Origin of the sequence: Candidatus Poriferisocius sp., from assembly GCF_965214065.1 — a bacterium.
In the GTDB taxonomy this organism is placed as follows: Bacteria; Actinomycetota; Acidimicrobiia; order Acidimicrobiales; family Bin134; genus Poriferisocius.
The window spans coordinates 366,627-389,128 of the sequence record NZ_CBDCAT010000026.1; the positions used below are offsets into that span (position 1 = coordinate 366,627).

At 66.3% G+C, this 22,502-nt stretch carries 21 protein-coding genes; 3 read left to right on the plus strand and 18 right to left on the minus strand.

The window, feature by feature from the left end:
• Positions 1-21: 21 nt before the first annotated feature.
• The 5 genes from ribD to def are packed head-to-tail and all read right to left on the minus strand — an operon-like array spanning position 22 to position 4,124.
• On the minus strand, positions 22-1,017 hold the full coding sequence (ribD, locus tag ACOOGG_RS06010) for a bifunctional diaminohydroxyphosphoribosylaminopyrimidine deaminase/5-amino-6-(5-phosphoribosylamino)uracil reductase RibD (protein WP_420433290.1): 996 nt from the start codon (positions 1,015-1,017) through the stop codon (positions 22-24).
• 26 nt (positions 1,018-1,043) lie between these two features.
• Positions 1,044-1,532 carry a MogA/MoaB family molybdenum cofactor biosynthesis protein gene (locus tag ACOOGG_RS06015; protein WP_420433292.1) on the minus strand — a complete coding sequence of 163 codons (489 nt, stop codon included), beginning with the start codon at positions 1,530-1,532 and terminating at the stop codon, positions 1,044-1,046.
• Positions 1,525-2,679 (minus strand): transcription antitermination factor NusB, encoded by a 1,155-nt coding sequence (locus ACOOGG_RS06020; protein WP_420433294.1) that lies wholly within the window; start codon positions 2,677-2,679, stop codon positions 1,525-1,527. Before ACOOGG_RS06020 ends, ACOOGG_RS06015 begins: the two co-directional genes overlap by 8 nt.
• Entirely contained in the window at positions 2,676-3,557 is an 882-nt protein-coding gene (locus ACOOGG_RS06025; protein ID WP_420433296.1) for a methionyl-tRNA formyltransferase, read from the minus strand. Before ACOOGG_RS06025 ends, ACOOGG_RS06020 begins: the two co-directional genes overlap by 4 nt.
• Positions 3,558-3,590: 33 nt before the next feature.
• Positions 3,591-4,124 (minus strand): peptide deformylase, encoded by a 534-nt coding sequence (gene def, locus ACOOGG_RS06030; protein WP_420433298.1) that lies wholly within the window; start codon positions 4,122-4,124, stop codon positions 3,591-3,593.
• Positions 4,125-4,146: 22 nt separating this feature from the next.
• Here def and ACOOGG_RS06035 point away from each other — a divergent pair, with 22 nt between their 5' ends.
• Entirely contained in the window at positions 4,147-4,761 is a 615-nt protein-coding gene (locus ACOOGG_RS06035; RefSeq protein WP_420433300.1) for a class I SAM-dependent methyltransferase, read from the plus strand.
• 141 nt (positions 4,762-4,902) lie between these two features.
• Here ACOOGG_RS06035 and ACOOGG_RS06040 read toward each other — a convergent pair whose 3' ends face one another.
• From ACOOGG_RS06040 to pyrR, 13 genes are all read right to left on the minus strand, one after another.
• Positions 4,903-6,615 (minus strand): hypothetical protein, encoded by a 1,713-nt coding sequence (locus ACOOGG_RS06040; protein ID WP_420433302.1) that lies wholly within the window; start codon positions 6,613-6,615, stop codon positions 4,903-4,905.
• Positions 6,616-7,794, minus strand: a complete 1,179-nt coding sequence (metK, locus tag ACOOGG_RS06045; RefSeq protein WP_420433304.1) for a methionine adenosyltransferase — start codon at positions 7,792-7,794, stop codon at positions 6,616-6,618.
• Positions 7,791-9,059, minus strand: a complete 1,269-nt coding sequence (gene coaBC, locus ACOOGG_RS06050; RefSeq protein ID WP_420433306.1) for a bifunctional phosphopantothenoylcysteine decarboxylase/phosphopantothenate--cysteine ligase CoaBC — start codon at positions 9,057-9,059, stop codon at positions 7,791-7,793. The genes metK and coaBC overlap by 4 nt, the downstream gene beginning before the upstream one ends.
• A 48-nt stretch (positions 9,060-9,107) precedes the next feature.
• The gene (gene rpoZ / locus ACOOGG_RS06055) at positions 9,108-9,473 is read right to left on the minus strand and encodes a DNA-directed RNA polymerase subunit omega (RefSeq protein WP_420433308.1); all 366 of its coding nucleotides are present in this window, start codon (positions 9,471-9,473) and stop codon (positions 9,108-9,110) included.
• A 63-nt stretch (positions 9,474-9,536) separates the two neighbouring features.
• On the minus strand, positions 9,537-10,082 hold the full coding sequence (locus tag ACOOGG_RS06060; RefSeq protein ID WP_420433310.1) for a guanylate kinase: 546 nt from the start codon (positions 10,080-10,082) through the stop codon (positions 9,537-9,539).
• A gap of 17 nt (positions 10,083-10,099) precedes the next feature.
• Positions 10,100-10,417, minus strand: coding sequence for an integration host factor, actinobacterial type (gene mihF / locus ACOOGG_RS06065; RefSeq protein ID WP_420433312.1), 318 nt, complete (start codon positions 10,415-10,417; stop codon positions 10,100-10,102).
• Between the two features lie 74 nt (positions 10,418-10,491).
• A complete protein-coding gene (gene pyrF / locus ACOOGG_RS06070; protein ID WP_420433314.1) occupies positions 10,492-11,217 on the minus strand; it encodes an orotidine-5'-phosphate decarboxylase in 726 nt (241 codons plus the stop codon).
• On the minus strand, positions 11,210-12,154 hold the full coding sequence (locus tag ACOOGG_RS06075; RefSeq protein ID WP_420433316.1) for a dihydroorotate dehydrogenase: 945 nt from the start codon (positions 12,152-12,154) through the stop codon (positions 11,210-11,212). Before ACOOGG_RS06075 ends, pyrF begins: the two co-directional genes overlap by 8 nt.
• A complete protein-coding gene (gene carB, locus ACOOGG_RS06080; protein WP_420433318.1) occupies positions 12,151-15,489 on the minus strand; it encodes a carbamoyl-phosphate synthase large subunit in 3,339 nt (1,112 codons plus the stop codon). The genes ACOOGG_RS06075 and carB overlap by 4 nt, the downstream gene beginning before the upstream one ends.
• Positions 15,482-16,582 (minus strand): glutamine-hydrolyzing carbamoyl-phosphate synthase small subunit, encoded by a 1,101-nt coding sequence (carA, locus tag ACOOGG_RS06085; protein WP_420433320.1) that lies wholly within the window; start codon positions 16,580-16,582, stop codon positions 15,482-15,484. Before carA ends, carB begins: the two co-directional genes overlap by 8 nt.
• Positions 16,579-17,850 carry a dihydroorotase gene (locus ACOOGG_RS06090; RefSeq protein ID WP_420433322.1) on the minus strand — a complete coding sequence of 424 codons (1,272 nt, stop codon included), beginning with the start codon at positions 17,848-17,850 and terminating at the stop codon, positions 16,579-16,581. The genes carA and ACOOGG_RS06090 overlap by 4 nt, the downstream gene beginning before the upstream one ends.
• A 19-nt stretch (positions 17,851-17,869) precedes the next feature.
• A complete protein-coding gene (locus ACOOGG_RS06095) occupies positions 17,870-18,823 on the minus strand; it encodes an aspartate carbamoyltransferase catalytic subunit (protein ID WP_420433324.1) in 954 nt (317 codons plus the stop codon).
• The gene (gene pyrR / locus ACOOGG_RS06100; RefSeq protein WP_420433400.1) at positions 18,820-19,320 is read right to left on the minus strand and encodes a bifunctional pyr operon transcriptional regulator/uracil phosphoribosyltransferase PyrR; all 501 of its coding nucleotides are present in this window, start codon (positions 19,318-19,320) and stop codon (positions 18,820-18,822) included. Before pyrR ends, ACOOGG_RS06095 begins: the two co-directional genes overlap by 4 nt.
• A 272-nt stretch (positions 19,321-19,592) precedes the next feature.
• Here pyrR and ACOOGG_RS06105 point away from each other — a divergent pair, with 272 nt between their 5' ends.
• Both ACOOGG_RS06105 and ACOOGG_RS06110 read left to right on the plus strand, forming a co-directional pair.
• Positions 19,593-21,557, plus strand: a complete 1,965-nt coding sequence (locus ACOOGG_RS06105) for a fatty acid desaturase (protein WP_420433327.1) — start codon at positions 19,593-19,595, stop codon at positions 21,555-21,557.
• 29 nt (positions 21,558-21,586) lie between these two features.
• Positions 21,587-22,492: a polyprenyl synthetase family protein gene (locus tag ACOOGG_RS06110; RefSeq protein WP_420433329.1), complete on the plus strand. Its 906-nt coding sequence runs from the start codon at positions 21,587-21,589 to the stop codon at positions 22,490-22,492.
• Positions 22,493-22,502 lie beyond the last annotated feature (10 nt).

Here is a 22,502-nt window from a genome sequence, read left to right on the forward strand (position 1 = left end):
GCTGAAAGTCTGGGACAGGTATCAATACCCGGTTCGAAGGGGGCGCATGTCGATGCGAAGGTCTGGTCCAAGCTCGGTCACCGCATGGATCTCACCTCGCCACAAGTCGGAGACCGAGGCCGCCCCCTGGCCGGTGAACATCGGGCGAGCGTCGTCGCCGCCAAACAGGCCCGGAGCCAGATACACGGCGTAGTGGTCGACCAGGCCGGCCCGGTGGAAGGCCGCCGCAGTGGTCGCGCCCCCCTCGACGAGGAGCTGGATCACCCCCCGCTCCCCCAGTTCGCCAAGCACCTGCTCCAGTGGCCCATCCATCTCCAGCGCGGGATGAACGCGGGCATCAGGCGGGGCGGAACCCAGCACCACTCGAAGCGGCTGATCGGTGGGGGGCGTCACCCCCGTTGGGGGCTGCCAGTCGCGTGCCGTCAGAGCGGGATCGTCGGCTCGTACCGTGCCCGCCCCCACCAGCACCGCATCGCTCTCGGCTCGAAGCCGATGAGCATCGATGCGGGCCTCTGGGCCGGTAATCCACTGGCTGGTGGCATCGGGGGCCGCGATGCGGCCATCCAGCGATGCGGCCAGCTTGAGCACCACCCAGGGCAGCCCGGTGCGGCGGTGCTTGAGATAGGGCGTGAGCAACTCGGCGGCTTCGACGGCCCGCATCCCCACTTCGACTGCTACACCAGCTTCACGGAGCGCGGCGATGCCCTGACCAGAAACAACGGGATCAGGATCTTCGATGGCGACCACCACCCGAGCTACCCCCGCGGCGATGATGGCGTCGACACACGGCCCGGTGCGGCCCTGGTGGTTGCAGGGCTCCAACGTGGTGTAGAGGTCGGCGCCCCGGGCCCGCTTGCCAGCCGCTTCCAGGGCATTGATCTCAGCATGGTTGCCGCCTGGCACCGACGTAGCCCCTGTGTACTGGCTTTCGCCAGCATCGATCATGCACCCCACCCACGGATTGGGCGAGGTCACCAGCCGACAAGAGCGGGCCGCCTCCAAGGCCAGATCCATCATCTGATCTTGTCGACGCGGGCTGGATGTCAATGCTCGGTCGGTTCGTCGGCCAGCAGGCGCAGAGCGTGGGGAACAACGTCGAGCACCGCGCCCAAGCACTCCACCGACCCCTTGGGCGAGCCAGGCAGGTTCACGATCAGGGCCGTGCCCCTCGTGCCGGCGATCGCTCTCGACAACCGCCCGAACGGACTCACAAGCCGTGCAGCCTCGGCCAAGCCATCAGCCCGGCGTTCCAGTACCACGGCAGTGCCCTCCGGGGTCAGATCCCGGGGACCGAATCCGGTTCCTCCGGTGGTGACGATGAGGCCGGCAAACCCGTCAGACATCCCCAATAGGGCGTCGCGAACCGACTCGACGCCGTCCTCCACGGCCTGGCGGTCGGCCACTTGATAGCCCTCGCTGGCCAACAGCTCCACTAGGGCATCGCCCGAGCCGTCTTGGCGGGTGCCAGCGATCACGCCATCGGAAACGGTCAGGACTTTTGCCGCCAAACCTGCGGTCTCTTGGTCAGCCATTGCTGGTCAGGCTATCTGTGGGGGTCTTGTAGAGGACAACAAACATCCCATCAGTGTTGTGGTCTTGGGGGAGTATGAGGGCGCCTCGGCCGTGGGGGCGCCAGCGAGAGTCAGAGATGGGGACGGGAACGGCCTCCGGGTGTTCATGGGCCACCAACTCGTCGATTTCCGACGTCTCGGCCCCGGTCATTGTGCAGACGCTGTAGACGACCAATCCCCCCGGACGGGTCAGGTCGAAAGCGACCCGAATCAACTCGGCTTGAAGGCGAGCCAACTCGATGATGTCGCCGGGGTTGACTCGCCAGCGTGCGTCGGCTCGCCGGCCCAGCACGCCCAGCCCGGAGCAGGGGGCGTCCACCAGCACCCGGTCGAATGTTCCGGGGCGAAACGGCGGGCAGCGGCCGTCAGCAACCAACACGCCAGCGAGGGCGGCACCGGTTCGAGACGCGTTGGCCGCCACCAGCGACGCCCGATGCCTGCGGCGGTCAGCTGCCACCACCACCATCGAGTCTTGGGCCAGCGCAGTAGCCTTGCCACCGGGGCCGGCGCACATGTCCAGCACCCGCTCCCCCGGCTGAGCGCCAACCAACGCGGCCACCCATTGCGACGCCTGATCCTGGACATAGCCGTCGGATCGGGTAGTGACCGGGGCTACACGGTTCATCTGCTCCAAGCCGGCGCGGGCATCGTCAGCACCGAGGTCTTGTTCGAGGCGCTCTACCAACCAGTCGGGGTAGCTAAGCCTGATCGCCTCGGTTGGCCAAGCCGGTTCCAGATCAGCCACCCGCCGCAAGACGGCGTTGAGGAACCCCCGTTGGCGTCGGGGAGCCGCTTGGACGGTCTCGCTCACCGCGGCATAGGCCGGAGTGTCCATCATGTGGAGCTGATAGGCCCCGATCCGCAGCAGATTGCGAGCAGTGAGGTCGGGCGGATCGGACACGAAACCGTCGATGAGGTGGTCAAGGGCTCGGCGCATACGGGTGACCCCATAAACCATCTCGGTAATCAACCCGGCATCGCGTTCGGGAAGCTCGGCTGAGGCCAATACCAGGTTGGCAAAGGCGCCATCGGACTCAATCCGGTCGAGGAGCTTGGCGGCAATGGCTCGGGCGCTCCCCGACGCCCGGTCCGGCTGGGGCCGGCTCACGATCCGAGCCGGTCGCCAAAAGTCGGGCGGGCCCCCCGGAGCCAGTCCGCGGCGGTCTGGCGCGACTTGCCTTCGGCCTGCACTTCAACCAGGCAGAGCTGGCCATCACCGGTGCCAACCACGGGTCCGTCGAGCTTTCCCGGCGGCTGGGATCCTTGCACTGGGTGAGCCGACCAGATCTTCAGGGTCTTGCCCCGCCAAATTGTCCAGGCCCCGCCCACTCGAACCTGTCGATGCAAGGACTCCGCCGATTTCTCCCAGTCGAGGAGAAGCTCGTCTCGGGTGATCTTGGCGGCGTAGACCGGCTCGCCCTGCTGGAGAACAGGGGGACTCAAGCCCCCGCGCAGCGCGCTGACCAACATGGGCACCGCGACATCAACCAACTGAGCACGCAAAGATGATGCCGTGGCGTCGGGGGCGATGGGCACTTCGAGTCGGCGGTACACCCGGCCGGTATCGAGTCCCTCAGCAACTTCCATGAGGCACACCCCGGTGGTTTGGTCCCCAGCCAGGATGGCCCGCTCAACCGGAGCCGCCCCTCGCCACCGGGGCAGCAGTGAGAAGTGAACGTTGACCATGGCCAGCCGGTCGAGCACGTGGGGCTTGATGATCTGCCCGAAGGCCACCACCACACCCAGGTCGGCATCGGTATCCAGCCCATCGACCACATCGAAGGAAACGGGGATGCCCAGGTTCTGGGCGGCGGCTTTCACCGGGCTGGGAGTGGGCTCGGACCGCCGGCCTCGGCGCTTGTCGGGCCGGGTCACAGTCAAGACAACATCGAACCCAGCCCCGGCCAGCGCCTCTAGGAACGGCACTGACTCAATGGGAGTACCGAAGTAGACGAGCCGGCGTATTTCAGCCGGCGGGTCGATCACGGCAATCCCAGACCGCCAGCCGAAAGGAATCGATCACGGCAGCGACAGCCCGTCGCCAGCGTTGGGGCGAAGGCTCGGCCCGCCCATCGCCCGCTGGCGCAGAATGCGCTTGGCCTCGCGGCGCTGGTCATCCTCGAGGTAGTCGAGCAGGATCTTGCCCTCGAGATGGTCCAGCTCGTGCTGGAACAAACGGGCCTCGAGATCTTCCGCCTCGAGGCTCACCTCATTGCCATCCAGGTCGAATGCCTTCAAATGGATGCTGCGGGGGCGGACGATCTCCCACGACAGCTCGGGCACCGACAGGCACCCTTCGTTGTAGGTCCACTCGCCGTCGCTCTCGGTGATCTCGGGGTTGACCAGCACGCCGGGTCCATCGCCGAAGTCATACACGAAGAACCGCTGCGACACCCCCACCTGCGGAGCGGCCAGCCCGATGCCCGGGGCCTCGTACATGGCAGTGAGCATCTCCTGGCACAGATCAGCCATTGCCCCGTCGACGTCAGTCACATCATCAGCCACGCGCCGCAGCACCGGGTCGCCATACACCCGTATCCGCAGTGGGGCCATCATTTAAGGTTACCGTCAATCCGTGGGCGACTCGCATTACTTCAGCGCCTCACCCGGCGGAAAACGGCGGCCGGGAACTGTCGGTCTGCGGGTCGGAGATCTAGATGCAGAGCTGGCCACAGACCGAGGGGTGTTTGCGTCCGACGAGGTGGACTTTGGCACCCGCTACCTGCTGGCCGAAGCGCCCCGACCGCCCCAAGACGGGCCAATGCTGGACCTAGGTTGCGGCTATGGGCCCATTGCGGTGGCGCTGGGCCGTTGGGCAGCGCAAGCCCCGCTGTGGGCGGTGGATGTGAACCCCCGGGCCCTTGAGCTGTGCCGGGCCAACCTGGATCGCCATGGCCGACCTGATGCAACAGTGTGCCATCCCGACACAGTGCCCGACGACGCGCGCTTTGCCGCCATCTACTCCAACCCGCCCATCCGCATCGGCAAAGCGGCTCTCCACGAAGTGCTCGACCAATGGCTAGGGAGGCTGACCGAAGAGGGCCGGGCCTACCTGGTGGTCAACAAGAACCTGGGCTCCGACTCACTGGCCCGCTGGCTCAATCAACAAGGCTGGCCCACCACCCGGCTCAGCTCACGCCGCGGCTACCGAATCCTCGAGGTGCTGGCTAGTGGTGTGTCTTGGGTTTAGCGCCGTGGATTGCGACGGCAGCGGCGTTCCTCGCAAGGCGCACCGACGCAGCCATACCCGGAGCGTACGGCAAGGAGGGGCAACGCAGCGAGGGGCGTCGATGCCTAGCAGGACACGCGCGAATAAACCCAAGACACACCACTAGATCGCTCTGATGGGGTCGACGTCGATGCGGAGTCGGCCGGGTGGGCGCTCCACTGAGGCGAGGGCGTTGCAAAGGGAGTCGTAGTCGGGGGCCCGCAAGTAGAACTGCCCACTGGGGTCGGGGGCGATGCGGATGCCCAGCGGCGTGCCGAACCGCCCCATGAACTCCGGCGCGACCGGGCCGGAGACGACGGCGATGGCCCCGTAGGGAGGCAGGGCCAGCTCTTGGCGGCGGTCTCGCTCGGCACGGGCCAAAAGCGCGGGGTCGGCCCGGAACGCAGCCACCACCGCGGGGTTCTCAGGCAGACGAGTCTGAAGCAGGATGCGCCCGCCCGCGGTGCGGGGTCCGGTGATTCGGGCGGCCCGAGCAATGAGGGCCAGGGCCTGCTCCCGGGCTCGGAATCGGGGGGCCAGCAGTTCTTGGTCGAATTCCAAGAAGGCGACCACGTCGAAAGGCCGGCCCAGATGCAGTATTGCTTCAGTGCCGACCACCACCCGGGCAGTGGGCGGGCCGGTATAGCCGCTGCCGGTGACCTCGGCCACCGGGGTCCGAACCAGCGCCTCTACTTCCTCTCGCACTCGCTTCACCCCGGCCCTCAGGTTCTTCATCCCGGTGCTGCCGCAGTCGGCGCACACCAGCGGGCGAGTGTGGTCTCCGGCCCGGCAATGCAATTGCCTGTCGTCGCCCTGGCGCATGGACGATCCGCACTCGGTGCAGACAGCCAGCTCGCCGCACACTCGGCAGGCCAGCAATAGCGAGCGGCCCAGCCGGTTCAGCACGCAGGCCACCCGGCCCCCGTCGCGCAGCGCATTCACCAGCACAGGGGAATAGAGCCCGGCCCGGGCCGGGTCCTCGCTGCGGCGATCCACCACCTCCACCTGCGGCCAGCCGTCGCGCTCGGCCCCCCGGGAAGGGCGCAGCAAGGGCTTGGACCGCAACGCTTCCAGACTGGGCACCGGCGACAACAGCACACAGGGCACGCCGGTCCGGCGAGCCCTCTCAATGGCCACATCCCGGCCGCTCCATGTGGGGGCGGACTCCGAGCGGTACGACTCGTCGTGCTCGTCGATCACCAGCACCGCGGCTAACTCAGGGGCCGGAGCCCAGGCGGCCGACATCGTGCCCACCACAGTGGCGCCGGCCGCGGCTGCGGCCCAGCCATCTGGGTAACGGGATGCCCACGCTCCCTCCCTCGCCAACCGCCTCGACAGCTCATCAGCCCGGTCGTGATCGGGCACCAAGATCAGTGCCTGGCCTCGGGCGGCCGCAGCCATGGCTACAGCCAGCGGGTCATCGGAAGGCCCATGGCGCAGGGTGCGGCACTCGCCCTCGAATAAATCGGCATAATCGCCCGTTGACACCAGCCGAGTGCGCTTGGGACGAGGCACGGCGGCCACCATGCGAGGGGGCGAGGCGGACCGCAGGAAATGGACCCGGCGGCCAGCCCACCGCCGGGCGGCCCACTCGCTCAATTCGATGAGCCCGCGGTCAGGTCCGATGCTGCTCAACTTGGCCAGGGGCGCGAGCGCAACCCCTTCGGGAGGCTCTACATCCACCTCAGTGATCCAACCGGCCACCCGGCGGCCATGAAGCGGCACCCGGACCATCGCACCAACGCCGAACCGGGGGTCGTCGGCCCAGCCTTCGGGAACCGTGTAGGTGAACTCGCGGTCTATTGCGACGACGTCGGGAAGAACCCGGACGTGCAACTACGAAAGGCCCAGCGCTGAGCGGATATCGTCCACCCGATCGGTGCGCTCCCAGGTGAACGTGCTCTCGGGGCTGCGCCCAAAGTGTCCGTAGGCTGCCGTGTTCCGGTAGATGGGCCGCAGCAGCTCCAAGTCCCGGATGATGGCCGCGGGCCGCAGATCGAAGATCTCCTGCACCTGGTGGCTGATCTTGGCCGGGTCCACCGTCTCGGTGCCGAAAGTCTCCACCATCACCGACATCGGACGGGCGACGCCGATGGCATAGGACACCTGCACCTCGCAGCGGGCGGCGGCACCAGAGGCCACCACGTTCTTGGCCACCCAACGAGCGGCGTACGCCGCCGAGCGATCCACCTTGCTGGGATCCTTGCCCGAGAAGGCGCCCCCGCCGTGGCGGGCCATGCCTCCGTAGGTGTCCACGATGATCTTGCGTCCGGTCAGCCCGGCGTCGGCCACCGGGCCACCCCTCACGAACTTACCGGTGGGGTTGACCAGCACATCATAATCATCGTCGCGGAACTGCTCGGGAACCACCGGATCGATGACCTGCTCTTTGAGGTCGTCCTTCATCTCCACCAGATCGGTTCCGTCACGGTGGTGGGCCGACATCAGCACGGTGGTCAGCCCCACCGGCCTAGTGCCCTCGTACTCGAAGGTCACCTGGCTTTTGCCATCGGGCCGCAAGTAGGGAACACATCCCGAGCGGCGGACCTCGGTCAGGCGCTCCACCATTCGGTGGGCGATGTGGATGGGCAGGGGCATCAGCTCGGGGGTCTCGTCGCAAGCGAAGCCGAACATCATTCCCTGGTCGCCGGCACCCTGCTCCAGCGGGTCGAGCCTGTCCACCCCCTGGGCAATGTCGGGAGACTGGTCGTCGATGGACACCATGACGCCGCAGGTGTTGCCGTCGAAACCGTAGTCTTCCCGGTCGTAGCCGATGCCGATGATGGTGTCGCGCACCACCCGCGGGATGTCGATATAGCCCTCGGTGGAAATCTCACCGGCCACCACCACCAATCCGGTGGTCACCAAGGTCTCGCACGCCACCCGGCTGCCGATGTCCACGGCAAGCAGGGCATCCAGCACCCCGTCGGAAATCTGATCGGCGATCTTGTCAGGATGGCCGCCGGTGACCGATTCAGACGTGAAGCGGTAACGGCCATTGGTCCCTTGGCTCATTGATTCTCCTGGTTATCGGCTCGGCTGGTTCCGTCGGCCACCTGTGTAGCGGACTGCGCCTGACTGTGTCGGTCGCCCACTACCAAGTCAAGCACTGCTTGGGCCACCTGGCGCTTGGATCGCAGGCCGACCGGGTGGACCCGGCCATCGGAAGCTAGCACCAAGACTTCGTTGGTGTCGTAGGCAAAACCGGCGTTTTCTGCCGTCACGTCATTGGCCACGATGTAGTCGGCGCCCTTGCCTCTCAGCTTCGCCGCGGCGTTGCCGGCCACATCGCAGGTCTCGGCGGCAAACCCCACCAGGGTCTGGCCGTGCGGCTTGGCCGCCCCCAGCGTGGCCAAGATGTCCGGGGTGGTCTCCAACTCGATTGCGGGTACTCCGTCGCGCTTTTTGAGCTTCACGCCGACGGGGTCGATCGGACGGAAATCGGCCACCGCCGCGGCCATGATCACCACATCGGCCTGCTTGGCGGCTTTTACGGTGGCCGCGGCCATCTCCTCTGCGGTATCGACTTTCACCACGGTGGCGCTCGCAGGACCCGGTCGGTCCACGGTGGTGACTATGGTCACGTCGGCCCCCCGATCGGCGGCTTCCTCGGCGAAGGCATAGCCCTGTTTGCCCGAGGACCGGTTGCCGATGTAGCGCACCGGGTCGATGGGCTCCCGAGTGCCTCCTGCGGTGACAACCACCGACAGCCCGGCCATATCGGCTCGCAGGCCGCCGGAATCGAGGACTCGGCCTACAGCAGCCGCAATGTCGGCTGGAGAGCAGAGGCGCCCGGCGCCTTCGTCTCCCCCCGCCAATCGGCCCGACTCCGGTCCGACGATGTGGACGCCCCGTTCGGCCAGCTTGGCGATGTTGTCGATTACTGCCGGATGCTCCCACATCTCGGTGTGCATGGCCGGGCAGATCACCACCGGAGCCCGGGTGGCGATGAGGGTAGCGGTCAGCAGATCGGAGCTGATGCCGGCGGCATAGGCACCGATCACCCGGGCAGTGGCCGGAGCGACAAGCACGCAGTCGGCGGTCTGGCCCAAGGTGGTATGGGGGATGGGGTCGTCTTCATCGAACAGGCTCATGCGAACTGGCTCAGAGGCCAGCGCATCGAAGGTGGTGCGGCCCACGAACCGGGTAGCACCCCTGGTGAGCACCGGGATGACGTGGGCGCCACCGTCCATCAGCCGACGGCAGACCTCAACCGCCTTGTACGCTGCGATCCCGCCGCTCACACCTAGGACGATGCGCTTGCCGGCGAACGCGGTCATTGGCCACCGAACGCTATGTGCTTGCCGGCGACGGCCACCATGGCTCTGTCAGGACGCAGAGTCGAGATCGGCCTCGCCCTGATCGGCGCTGTCGAGGTCATCGCCGCCGAGGTCGGCATCACCGGTGGGGATCAAGGTGTCGGGCAGAACTTCCTCTTCGGACACCTCAGGGGGGTCCACCGCAATGATCTTGTCGACTGCGATCTCCTCGAAGGCTATGGACAGAGGCTTGCGGGACATGGTCAGCACCTGAGGAGGGACCATCGCCCCCAAGCCCTCGCCGAGCTGGCCGAAATAGGAGTTGATCTGGCAGGCCCGCAGCGCCCCCAGGGTGACCAAGCGGAACTTGGAGTCGGTGCGGCCCAGGAGTTCCTCAATAGTCGGATACATCATGGTGTCGTGCTGTTCGGTCATCAGTGCAGCCTTCTTCCAACAGGCACTAGGGAGAGCGGATAAATGATACCAAAACGGGGTGGGTTAATCGTCATTGACAGACCGCTCCCCGCGAGCATTTGCGATGAGAGCAGCGACCGCGTCCACCGCCTCGGTGAGACTGTCGTTGACGATATGGACCGCATTGAGCTCATAGGCCAGGATTCGCTCAGAGTCGGCCAGAGCCAGACGCTTGGCGATATGACTCTCAGGATCGCCCCGACCCCGCAAGCGGGACTCCTGTTCAGCGGCCGAAGGCGCTTCGACGAATATGCACAGGGCTTCGGGACGGCTCTCCCGAACTTGGGCCGCTCCCTGGACATCGATTTCCAACAAGACGTCGCGGCCTTCAGGCGGATCGGGCTGCGGGGTGCCGTAGAGGTTTCCGGCGATCTCCGCCCATTCCACGAATCCGCCTTCAGCAACCTTGTCCCGAAATTCAGCCTTGTCGGTGAACACATAGGCGGTTTCCGACTCTCCAGGCCGGCGGGCACGGGTTGTCCAAGACCGGCTGAGCCACAACTTGGGGTCCTCGGCCACAAGAGCGGCCGCGATCGTCCCTTTACCGACCCCACCGGGGCCGGACAACACAATTATCAGAGGCTGATCTAGTCGCCGCAGCGCGCCAGCAACGAAGCCCGTTGCTGATCGCCCAGCCCGCGGATGCGACGGCTGTCGGCAATGCCGATCTCGTCCATCATCTTGCGAGCCCGAACCTTGCCCATGCCTGGAAGCGACTCCAGGACGGCGAGCACTTTGGTTCCGGCGACCACATCGTCGGTTTCCGCCTGTTCCAGCAAGTCGGAAAGCGAAATTGTCCTCATCTTGAGCAAGCGCTTGACATCGGCTCGCCGCTTACGCACCTCGCTAGCTTTCTTCAACGCCTTTTGGCGCTGCTCTGCTGTCAGTTGTGGGGGTCCTGCCATTACACCATTGTAGTTTGTACTTCAAGTCTTGTTGGGGATTTTGTGCAAGACGTGATGTGCAGGGCTTGTGTTGCCTACAAGTGGCTGATGCTGGTCGCCACCAGTCGGGCCCTGTCGGCCATCTCGGCCAGCGCCTTGGCCAGATGATCTGAGTGAATGGTCAATCCTTGAACGTCGGCGGTCACCGTCCGACCGACAACCAGGATCGAAGCGCCCGCGGCGATGGCGGCCTCGGGGGTGGCCACGCTGGCCTGATCGTGGTGGCTTGAGCCCGGGAGGCGGATGCCGGGCACTACACGCTTCAGCTCTGGTGCGACTGCCTTGACCACCCCGATATCGCCGGCCGAGCAGATCACCCCGCCGCAGCCGGCATCTCGGGCTAGCGCCACCCGCTCTTCGAGCACATCTCGGGACCGGTCGGCGTCGCTGGTCAAAATGGTCACTCCCAAAACTTGGGCGGCACCGTCGCTGCCCTCGGCCAGACCCTCTACCCCGGCCCGCAGCATGTCGGCCCCGCCTAGGGTGTGGACGGTGAGCCAGCGGGCTCCGGTTCGGCCCACCTTCGCCGCAGCCCGACCCACTTGGGTGGGAATGTCGTGGAACTTGAGGTCGGCGAACACCTCATAGCCCCGATCGCTCATGGCCCGAACCGCGTCTGGCCCGGCAGTGGCGAACAGCTCAAGCCCAACTTTGGCCACTCCCATCGAGGGGTGAACGGCATCGGCCATCAAACAGGCAAAATTCAGATCGTCCACGTCCAGCACAATGGCCAAGCGGGAATCGCGCGTCGTCTTACTCATGGGCTGCTCCAATCATCTCATCCAGTCGACGTACGCCGTGGGCGGCACACCAGCGGGCCAGTCCCCGCAAGACCTTGGCGGGTGCCCGGGGGTCGGCGAACGTGGCGGTGCCCACCTGCACGGCGCGGGCCCCGGCCATCATCATCTCTACCGCATCGGTTCCCGAAGCGATCCCGCCCACCCCGATGATGGGCACCTCGGGCAGGGCGGCATGCACGTCGTATACCGCCCTAACGGCCACCGGGCCCATAGCCCGGCCCGACACTCCTCCCCCGCCGCCGCCCAGCAGGGGTTTGCGGGCCTCGGTGTCGATAACCATGCCCAGCAGGGTGTTGATGAGGGTGAGGGCCTCGGCGCCCCCCTCAACCGCGGCGGCGGCAACCTCCACCAGGTCGCCGGTTGCGCTGAGCTTGGCCCATCGGGCAAGGCCGCAGGTTGCTGTGGCAGCCAGCGCAGCCTCGGTCATGGCCGCGGAGTGGGAGAACATGCGCCCCCGATCTTCCAGATTGGGGCAAGAGACGTTGATCTCCGCGGCGACCACGGCCTGCATTGGCTGGCCGTCGGCCGCCCCCAGCATCTCGGAGGCGGCCGCATAGTCCTCCAGAGTCCGCCCCCAGATCGACACCACCACCCGAGCGCCGGTTTCAGCCAGCGCCGGCAGCTCTTCGTCGAGCCATCGGGGCAGGCCGGGGCCTTGCAGGCCCACGCTGTTGATCATCCCCGCCGAAACCGGGTGAACCCGAGGCGGAGAGTTGCCGGGCCACTCATAGGGAGCCAGCGACTTGACCACCACCGCGCCCAGCTCCGAGTAGTCCAGGTAGCGGGCCAGCTCAGCTCCGTGGCCCACCGTGCCCGAGGCGGTCATCACCGGATTGGGCAACCGAACCGAACCGATAGCGGTTTCCAGCTCAGCACCCTGGAAACCGCGCCGGCTCATAGCTCCAAGGCCAGCTGATCGCTGGTCACCCCTCGGTGGTACTCCTGAAGCGACCGCACTCGCAGCGAGTGGCGAGACCAGTCGGCCATGCCATCGGCTGCGGCCAAACCGGCGGAGGCGGTGGTCAGCAGGGCCACCCGGTTGCGGCTGGCCGCCCGGCGAATGTGGTCGCCGTCGGCCCGAGAGCCTCGACCCCTCGGGGTATTCACCACCAACTGCACTCGGCCGCCGTCGATCAACTCAACCACGTCGTTTCCTCCCTCTCCCACCTTGGCCACCACCTGGTCCACTGGAACCCCAGCGTCGGACAACGCGGCGGCGGTGCCGGAGGTGGCCGCGATAGACAGACCCAATGCGGTGAACACCTGGGCCATCTCCACCCCAGCGGCCTTGTCCCGATCAGCCAGCGACATCAGCACCGTACCGTGGGCGGGCAGCGGCGCCCCGGCGGCGATCTGGCTCTTGGCGAAGGCCAAGCCGGGACGCAGGTCTATACCCATTACCTCGCCGGTGGACTTCATCTCCGGACCCAAGATGGCATCAGCCTCGGGGAACTTGTTGAACGGCAGTACCGCCTCCTTCACCGAGATGTGGTCGCCGTTGGCCCGGCGACCCAGCAGCCCCTCCTGGCGCAGATCGGCCAGGCTGGCCCCCATCATGACCCGGGTGGCCACCTTCACCAGGGGCACGCCGGTGGCCTTGGCCACAAACGGCACCGTCCGCGACGCCCGAGGGTTGGCCTCCAGCACGAACACCTGGTCAGCTGCGCCTGTGCCGTATTGCTTGACCGCAAACTGCACGTTGATGAGCCCGACTACATCCAGCTCGTGGGCGATGTCCTTCACGTGACGCTCCAGCAGGGCCACAGTGGCCTCCGACAGATGCACTGGGGGGAGCATGCAGGCACTATCGCCGGAGTGGACCCCGGCCTCTTCCACATGCTCCATGACCCCGCCGATGAGCACTTCACCCGACATGTCCCGGATGGCGTCCACATCCACCTCGGTGGCGTCTTCCAAGAAGCGGTCGATCAGCACCGGCCGCTCCGCCGACAGCCCTCCCTCTCGGCCCAATGAACCGGAAACGGCCATCTCGGCCATGGCGTCGCGCAGGTCGTCGTCGGTGTAGACGATCACCATGGCCCGACCGCCCAGCACATAGGAGGGCCGCACCAGCACGGGGTAGCCGATGCGGTCGGCCACCGCCAGGGCATCGTCCACCGTGCTGGCAATGCCCCCCGCCGGCTGGGGGATGTCGAGGCGGGCGCACAGCGCATTCCACTGCTCCCGGTCCTCGGCCAGATCAATGCTCTCGGGACTAGTGCCCACCACCAGCCCGGCCGGGAGCACGCCGGCCAGCTTGAGCGGCGTCTGACCGCCGAGCGATACGACGATCCCGGCGATGCCGGGGCCGCCGGCGATCTGCGACGACCGGAGCTCGGCGTCGATCACGTTGCAGACGTCTTCTTCGGTAAGGGGCTCGAAATACAAGCGGTCGCTGGTGTCGTAGTCGGTGGACACCGTCTCCGGATTGCAATTGACCATGATGGTCTCGTAGCCGGCCTCCGACAGCGCGAAGCAGGCGTGGACGCAGCAGTAGTCGAACTCGATCCCCTGGCCGATCCGATTTGGACCCGACCCCAAGATGATGACCTTGGCCCGATCGGAGGGCTCAACCTCGCTGACGTCTTCATAGGTGGAGTAGTGGTACGGGGTCTCGGCCTCGAACTCGGCCGAACAGGTATCCACTGTTTTGAACGTTGCCTCCACACCAACGGCAATGCGGGCCGCCCGGACCTCGGCAGCTGGCATGTTCCAGAGATAGCCGAGCTGCTCGTCGGAGAAACCGAACTGCTTGGCCCGCTTCCATGCCCGGGGGGTCATGGCCTCGAAGCCAACCTCGGTCAGCGCGGCCCGTTCCTCGGTGATCTGGAGGATCTGGTCGCAGAACCACGGGTCTACCTTGGTGGCCTCGAAGAGGTCTGCCACCGTGAGCCCCCGCCGCAGCAGAGCCTCAAGCTGAAAGACCCGCTCGGGAGTGGGCACCACGGCCGCGGCCAAGAGCTCATCGTCGCTGAGAGGGTCGTAGGCGGCCTCGGCCGGATCGGCGTTGAGGCCGTGACGGCCCAGCTCCAGCGAGCGCAGTCCCTTTTGCAGCGACTCGGTGAAGGTGCGGGCGATAGCCATAACCTCCCCTACCGACTGCATCTGAGTGTTGAGCACCCCCGACACCCCGGGGAACTTCTCGAACGCCCACCGAGGCACTTTGGTGACTACATAGTCGATGACCGGCTCGAAGCACGCTGGGGTCTTCTCAGTGATGTCGTTGGTAATCTCATCGAGGGTGTAGCCCACCGCCAGGCGGGCCGCGATCTTGGCGATCGGAAATCCGGTGGCCTTGGAGGCCAGCGCGGAGGACCGCGACACCCGGGGGTTCATCTCGATGATCACAAACTCCCCGTTGTCGGGGTTGACCGCGAACTGAATGTTGGACCCGCCGGTTTCCACTCCCACCCTGCGGATGCAGGCGAAAGCCGCATCCCGCAGCACCTGGTACTCCACATCGGACAGGGTCTGGGCCGGGGCAACGGTGATGGAGTCGCCAGTGTGGACGCCCATGGGGTCGAGGTTCTCGATGGTGCACACCACCACGCAATTGTCGGCCCGGTCGCGCATCACCTCGAGCTCGTATTCCTTCCAGCCGGCGATCGACTGCTCGATGAGGATCTCGCTGATGGGACTGGCCGCCAAACCGTGGGCGGCCATCTCCCGGCCCTGCTCAAGAGTGTGGGCGATGCCCGTGCCGGTGCCGCCCAGTATGTAGGCCGGACGGATGATCACCGGCAGCCCGATGCGCTCCATGATCCCCATCGCCTCATCGAGGGTGTGGGCGGTGGCTGAGGGGGGAACGGGCAATCCGATGTCGATCATGGCTTGGCGGAACTTGGCCCGGTCCTCGGCGGTCGAGATGGCGCTTTGGTTGGCCCCAATCACCTCCACCCCGTATTTGTCCACCACTCCCGACTCGATCAGCTCCATGGCCAGGTTCAGCGCGGTCTGTCCGCCCAGGGTGGGCAGCAACACGTCAGGCTGTTCTCGCTGGATGATGCTGGTGAGCACCTCTGCGCTGAGCGGTTCCACATAGGTGGCGTCGGCGAACTCAGGGTCGGTCATGATGGTGGCCGGGTTGGAGTTGGCCAGCACCACCCGGTAGCCCTCTTCGCGCAGCACCCGACAGGCCTGGGTGCCGGAGTAGTCGAACTCGCAAGCCTGGCCGATCACGATGGGACCCGATCCGATGAGCAGGATCGACTCGATATCGGTCCGCCTAGGCATGGGCATCCCCCTCCATCAATTCATCGAAAAGGGCAAAGAGATAGCGAGAGTCGTGGGGGCCGGGGCCGGCTTCGGGGTGGTATTGCACGCTGAACGCGGGCAGGTCGCGGCAGCGCAGGCCCTCCACAGTGTGGTCGTTGAGGTTGATGTGGGTGATGTCGGCACCGGGAATGGAGCCGTCAGCCACACAGAAATTGTGGTTCTGGCTGGTGATCTCCACCGCGCCGGTGGCCAGATTGCGGACGGGGTGATTGCCGCCGTGGTGGCCGAAGGGCAGCTTCTCGATCTTCCCGCCTAGCGCGGCGGCTAGGAGCTGGTGGCCCAAGCAGATGCCGAAGATCGGGACCTCGCCCAACAGCGCTGCGATGGTGTCCGTCGCGCCGACCACGGCGGTGGGGTCGCCGGGCCCGTTGGACAGGAAGACCCCGTCGGGCTGCCGGGCCAGGATGTCGGCGGCCGCGGTGTCGGCCGGCACCACCTCCACCTGGGCGATGGTCTGCAAGTGGCGGACGATGGTGGCCTTCAGCCCGTAGTCGAGGGCCACCACCCGGCGGGGAGCTCGGCCGTCATCCCGGGTGCTGGAGAAGTGCTCCGGCTCGGAACGGGTAACCGTGGCCACCAGGTCCACTCCGTCGGTGCCGGGCTCAACCGCCGCCGCGGCCCGCAGGTCGGACTCGGCCGCGGTCCCGAAGGCGCCCGGCATGGCTCCGGCGTCGCGGATGTGGCTGGTGAGCCGCCGGGTGTCCACTCCGGCCAGGCCGGCGATGCCCTGTTCGACCAAAAAGGCCTCCAAGTCGCCAGTGGCCCGCCAGCTTGAGCGGCGGCGGGCCATGTCCCGCACGATCACGCCGCGGCAGAACGGGCGACGGCTTTCGTGGTCGTCCGGGGTGACGCCGTAGTTCCCGATGTGGGGATAGGTGAAGGTGATGATCTGCCCCGCATACGAAGGATCGGTGATCACCTCCTGATAGCCGGTGAGCACGGTATTGAACACCACCTCGCCGGAGGTGACCCCACCGGGCGGGTCGGCGCCGATGGCCTCCCCTTCGAACACCTCGCCGTCGCTGAGCACGAGGGCTGCTGAGCGGATCATGGCCTCATCTCCCGGTCGACCAAGACCGAGTGCCCGCCCACGATGGTGTGGCGAACCCGGCCGCGGACTCGGCGTCCGGCATAGGGGGTGTTGCGAGACCGGCTGGCCGAGTCGTCGGGGTCGACGGTCCACTCCTCGTTGGGGTCGAACACGCACAGGTTGGCTGGAGCGTCGGGGGCGATCGGCCCGCCGTGCACGCCCTTCAACCCAGCAATGGCCGCCGGTCGCCAGCTGAGAAGCCCCACCACTTCGGCGATGGGCAGGTCGAGCTCGGTCAGCGCCAGTGCCAGCGCGGTTTCCAGTCCGAGCATCCCCGGAGGCGCCTGGTCAAAGGGCATCTCTTTGGCGTCGGGAGGATGGGGAGCGTGGTCGGTGGCGATGGCGTCGACCGCCCCGTCAGCCAAGCCCTGCCGCACCGCGTCCCGATCATCGGCCGGGCGCAAAGGCGGGTTGACTTTGAACACCGGGTCGTAGGAGGCGCAAGCATCGTCGGTGAGGGTGAAATGGTGGGTGGCCACCTCGGCGGTGACCTCCACGCCGGCCTGGCGGGCAGCCCTCACCATGGCAATGGAACCCTCAGTGGACAGGTGCTGGAAATGGACGGGGGCCCCGGTGAAGCGGCTGAGGGCGATGTCCCGCATCACCATCAGCTCCTCGGCCTCGGCCGGCACGCCGGGAATGCCCAGGCGGCTGGACCACACTCCCTCGTGCATGTGGCCCCCCTCAGCCAGCGAGTCGACCTCGCAGTGCTGGGCCAGCACCACCCCCAAACCGGCGGCGTACTCCATGGCCCGGCGCATGAGACCGGCTTCTTGCACCCCGTTGCCGTCGTCGGTGAACAGCCGCACTCCCAGCGCGGCCATCTCAGCCATGGGGGCCAGCCGCTCTCCTGTGCGGCCCACGGTGATGGCCCCGGAGGTGTACACGTCGCACGGCGCCCCGCCGCCCAGCGCCAGCACTTCTTGCACCACCGCGGCGCAGTCGATGGGCGGGTTGGTGTTGGGCATGGCCACCACCGCGCTGAATCCGCCCCGGACGGCGGCCCACCCCCCGGTCTCGATGGTCTCGGCCTCCTCGGCCCCTGGCTGGCGCAGGTGGGTGTGCAGGTCCAAGAAACCAGGGGCCACCACGCAGCCCGCCGCGTCCAAGATCTCATCCCCCGACAAATCGGGGCCCACGGCGACAATTCGACCGTCGTCTACCACCACATCGGCGGAGCGCTGGCCGGTCTCATCCACAACCACTCCACCCTTGATAACTGCGCTCATGAGGCTTCGCCTTTGGGGCTCATACGCCGATTCCCCTGGATTGCCCATCGGGGTCGGCGGCCAGCAGGAGATACAAAACGGCCATCCTCACCGCCACTCCGTGGCGGACCTGCTCGTTGAGGGTGGCATTGGGGCGGTCCAGCACCTCGGGGGCTATCTCCACCCCGCGATTCACCGGTCCTGGATGCATGACCAGCGCCCCGGCAGGCAGGCGGGCGGCCCGGTCTACGGTGAGGCCCCACTGGGCGGTGTACTCCCGAAGCGACGGCAGCAAGGCCTCGGACTGGCGCTCGGATTGCACTCTGAGCCCGTACACCACATCGCAGTCGCTCAGCACCTCGTCGAGGCTGGAGCTCACATCCACCGACCAGGAGTCAACCGCGGGGGGCAGCAGAGTTGCCGGCGCCACCAGGGTGACCTTGGCCCCCAGCGCGGTGAAGGCCATCACCCCAGAGCGGGCCACCCGAGAGTGCTTGATGTCGCCCAGGATGACGATGCGCCGACCGGAAACCGAGCCGAGCCGGTCGCGGATGGTGTAGCAGTCGAGCAGGGCCTGGGTGGGGTGCTCGTGCCATCCGTCACCGGCGTTGATCACGCTGGCATGAGTCCACGCAGCGGCCTGTTGGGGCACCCCCGCCGAGCGGTGGCGTACCACGATGGCGTCGGGTCCCATGGCCGAGATGGTGGCCACGGTGTCGCGCACCGACTCCCCCTTGTTGACCGAGGAACTCGACACGCTGAAGCCCATTACATCAGCCGACAGGCGGCGGGCCGCCATCTCGAATGAGAGCCGGGTCCGGGTGGAGTCCTCGTAGAACAACATGGCCACCGTCTTGCCCCGCAGGGTGGGCACCTTGGGTATGGGACGCTGGGAGACTTCGGTGAAGTGGTCGGCTAGGCGGCACACCTCGTCTATGCCCTCGGCTCCAAGATCGTTGATCGACAAGAGGTGCTTGGGAGGGAACAGAGTCATTTCACGATCTCTCCGAGGTCCACGCCGTTGCGGTGGGCGTCCACCATCTCGTCGCGGCGGGTGGGCAGGTTCTTGCCCACGTAATCGGGGCGGATCGGCAGCTCCCGGTGGCCCCGGTCCACCATCACCGCCAACTGCACGGTCCGAGACCGCCCATAGCTGGTGAGCGCGTCCAGTGCGGCCCGGATGGTGCGGCCGGTGTGCAGCACGTCGTCAACTGTCACCACCGCCTGGTTGTCGAGGCCGAAGGGGATCTGGGTGGGCGCTTCGGGCAACAGGGGCCGCAGCCCGATGTCGTCGCGGTGGAAGGCCACGTCGAGAGTTCCCAGAGGGGGTCGCGTCCCTTCGATCTCATGGAGCGCGGCGGCGATGTCCTCTGCCAGCCACACTCCCCCGGTTTGCAGGCCCACTATCACCAGACCGTCGAGGCCGTGGTTGCGCTCGATTATCTCGTGGGCCATCCGCCAAGTGGCCCGTCTGATGTCCTCGGCTTCCATCACCCGGGTGCGGGCAACGAAAACGCCCCCGTAAGGGGGCGTTCGCCGACGCTCGCGTTCAGCCAAACTCGGTTTCCTCCATGTCCGTATGGGCCTCGCCGGACCCGCTTGACGGGTGTTCAGGGCACTATACACCGGCAACCCCACAAGTCCGGCAACCCCACAGGCCATGCTCCAACCGGCAGCGTGATGGGCGGGTCGATCGGCGGGTGAATTAGAGTTGAAGATGGCAGCCTTTAGCTGCGAATCATTACCGGCGGAGGACATCGAAAATGGAAACGCGGATTTCCGGCCCCACCGTCGCCGTGAGCAAGCGGGTCGTGGAGCCATCTATTCTGAACGCGCTCCCACATTTCGCTCCCCTTGCGATCTTCCCGCTCATCGTGTGCGCCGCCATGTACGGCGGATGGTGGCTCGGGGGCCCGTTCGCCCTCCTCGGACTCACCGACCAACTCGAAAAAAACCTCGGCACAGACGAGCGAAATATGGATCCGGCCACGACCCGCGGGAACCAGCTTTTCCTGTACAAGCTCTCGCTGTGGCTATGGGGCGCTTTCTGGCCGGCGGCTCTTGTCTTCTCGCTGTGGCAGATGCTGGCCTCTGATCACTTGGCGCTATGGGAGGTAGGGCTGATGGCCGCGGCCCTCACCTTCGCGGCTCAATCCATCTTCATCGTGGGCCACGAACTGATCCACCGGCGCATCCCCTGGGAGCACCGGCTCGGTGAGTTCTTGCTTGCTTCCTCCTCCTATCCGCATTATGCAACCGAACACGTCTACATCCACCATGCCCATGCGTGCACGCCCCTAGACCCCGGCTCCCCGCCAAAGGGCTTGTCCTTCTGGAGATACCTGCCTCCGGAGCTGAAGCACAATCTGGTAGGCGCCTGGCGATTCGAAAAACTGCGGCTGAGCCGCCGCGGGCTACCACAGTGGCATTACACGAACTCGTTCTGGCGCTACGGCACGGGAATTGCCTTCTGGTACGGACTGGTGTTGTGGCTGGGCGGCCCGCTGGCATTGCTGATCTACATCGGCTTGTGCAGCATGGCGGTCTTGTCGATGAAGGTCAGCAATTACTTGCAGCACTACGGATTGCGCCGCGTTCACATATCCCACGGCAGATTCGAGTCGGTGAAGCCGTGGCACGCGTGGAGCGCCGACTACAAGTACACCAACTGGATGTATTTCAACATGCAGCGCCACGCCGATCACCACCTCGCTAACCGGCGCTATCCGCTCATGCAGCATCACGGCGAGTCGGCCTCGCCGCAGTTGCCGGGCAGATACTCGCAGATGATGAATCTGGCGCTTTATCCCAAGAAGTGGTTCGAGACCATCGATCCCCTGCTCGACCGCCATCGGGCGCAGTTCTATCCCGAGGTCGAAGACTGGAGCCCCTACGACAGCAAGGCGTTCGCGGCACGACCCGACGCCTTCGATGCCATCGCTGAGATCCACGCCAAGGCCCCGCGCCTCACCGCGTGGATCAACCGCTGCCCCGAACTGCTCGACCGACTTCAAGACCGGGAATTCGCCGACCTGGAACAGCCGGACGGAATCGGACCGGCTCCCCAGCGCGATGCGTCCGCTTGCCGCGAGCGGACACGCCAGTACTGGATGTGCGAACTGAGCCTCTCAGAGATGAGAGCCCAACTCGACGACATCCCCGCGAAGAACAGCCGCGAGGCGGTTGAAGCGGCGCGCCAGTGGTCTGACGGCAAGGTCTTCCAAGTCTCTGTCCATGCCATGCGCGAGTCTTTGTCCCCCTCTGAGGCGGGTAGGGCACTGTCGCGCGTAGCCGAAGCCTCCATCGCCTTCGTGCTGGCCGCGGTGGAAGGGGATTCCGCTGGCCGGCATCGCTCTGGCGGCCGCGGCGGGGTGGCAGTGGCCGTTCTGGGGGCTCTGGCCAGCGGTGAGGTGATACCGGACGAGCCGCTCGATGTGCGGTTCGTATATGACGGCGGCTCGGCCAAACGCAACCGGGCGCTGTGCCGCCGCTTCCACAAGACACTCCGTGGGTTATCGAGCAAGAACTTGCTTCTGGCACCAGTCCAGTGCGGCGGCCTGCCCGAGGGTCAGACGCTCGAGGAGTTCGCGCAACAGCTCACGAGCCCCGGTTCGGCTCGCGAGCCAATCGCGTCGGCGCGCTGCGTGTTCGCGTCGGGCGACGGGGAGATCGGCCCGCGGGTCGAACAGGCGCTGCGGGATGCGTTGGTCGACGGCGCAGCCCTCTAGGCCGACCCGACAGCAGGAGACGTCGGGCCTTGTCTAGCCAAGAACCCGATGCCCCCGACGATGTGCTTGGCGGCGCGTCCGGCCTTGAGGAACAGAGCAGGTCATCCGAACTCGACGAGTTCCTCGAAGCGAGCCGGGAGCGTGTCGACTCCCACCTCGACGCCGTGCTGCCTGCCGAGACCCAGCATCCCGCCGAGCTTCACCGGGCCATGCGCTATGCCGTCTTCTCGGGCGGCAAGCGCGTGCGTCCGGCGTTGGCGTTCGGAGCTGCCTTGGCTGTGAGCGCTGATCTGGAGCTGGCCGTGCCGATTGCTGGAGCTGTGGAGTTGGTCCACGCCTGCTCGCTGGTGCTCGACGACCTGCCGTCGCAGGACGACAACCCCCTCCGCCGCGGACAGGCCGCGGTTCACATCGCCTTCGACCACGCCACGGCTGTCCTGGCCGGCAGCGCCCTTCTGGTCGATGCTTTTGCTCAGCTCGCACAGCTTGCCGATCCTGCGGCGAGCACTGCCGTGGGCGCCCGCCTGACCCGCACAATCGGATCCAAGGGGTTGATCGGAGGACAAGTCGATGACCTTGCTTTCGATCCGGCAGAAGCAAGCTTGGAGGAAGTCGAGTTCATCAATTTGAGGAAAACCGCCGCGCTATTCAGCTTCTCGACTTGGAGCGGTGGTCTCGCCGGGGGATGCGCAGGCGGGGAGCTCGGCCGCCTCGACGCATTCGGCCGCGCCTACGGGCTTGCCTTCCAGATTGTCGACGATTTGTTTGACGAAGACTTGGACGAGTGCTCGATCCTGCATGTCCTTACTCGGGAGCAGGCCCGGGGACGCGTCCACGAGTTGGTCGACGAGGCGGTACGCGAAGTCGAGGCGTTCGGGCCAAACGACTGGGTGCTCTCCGGGCTGGCGCGTCGTCTCGAGACTTCGATGTCGTAGACGCTCGGGC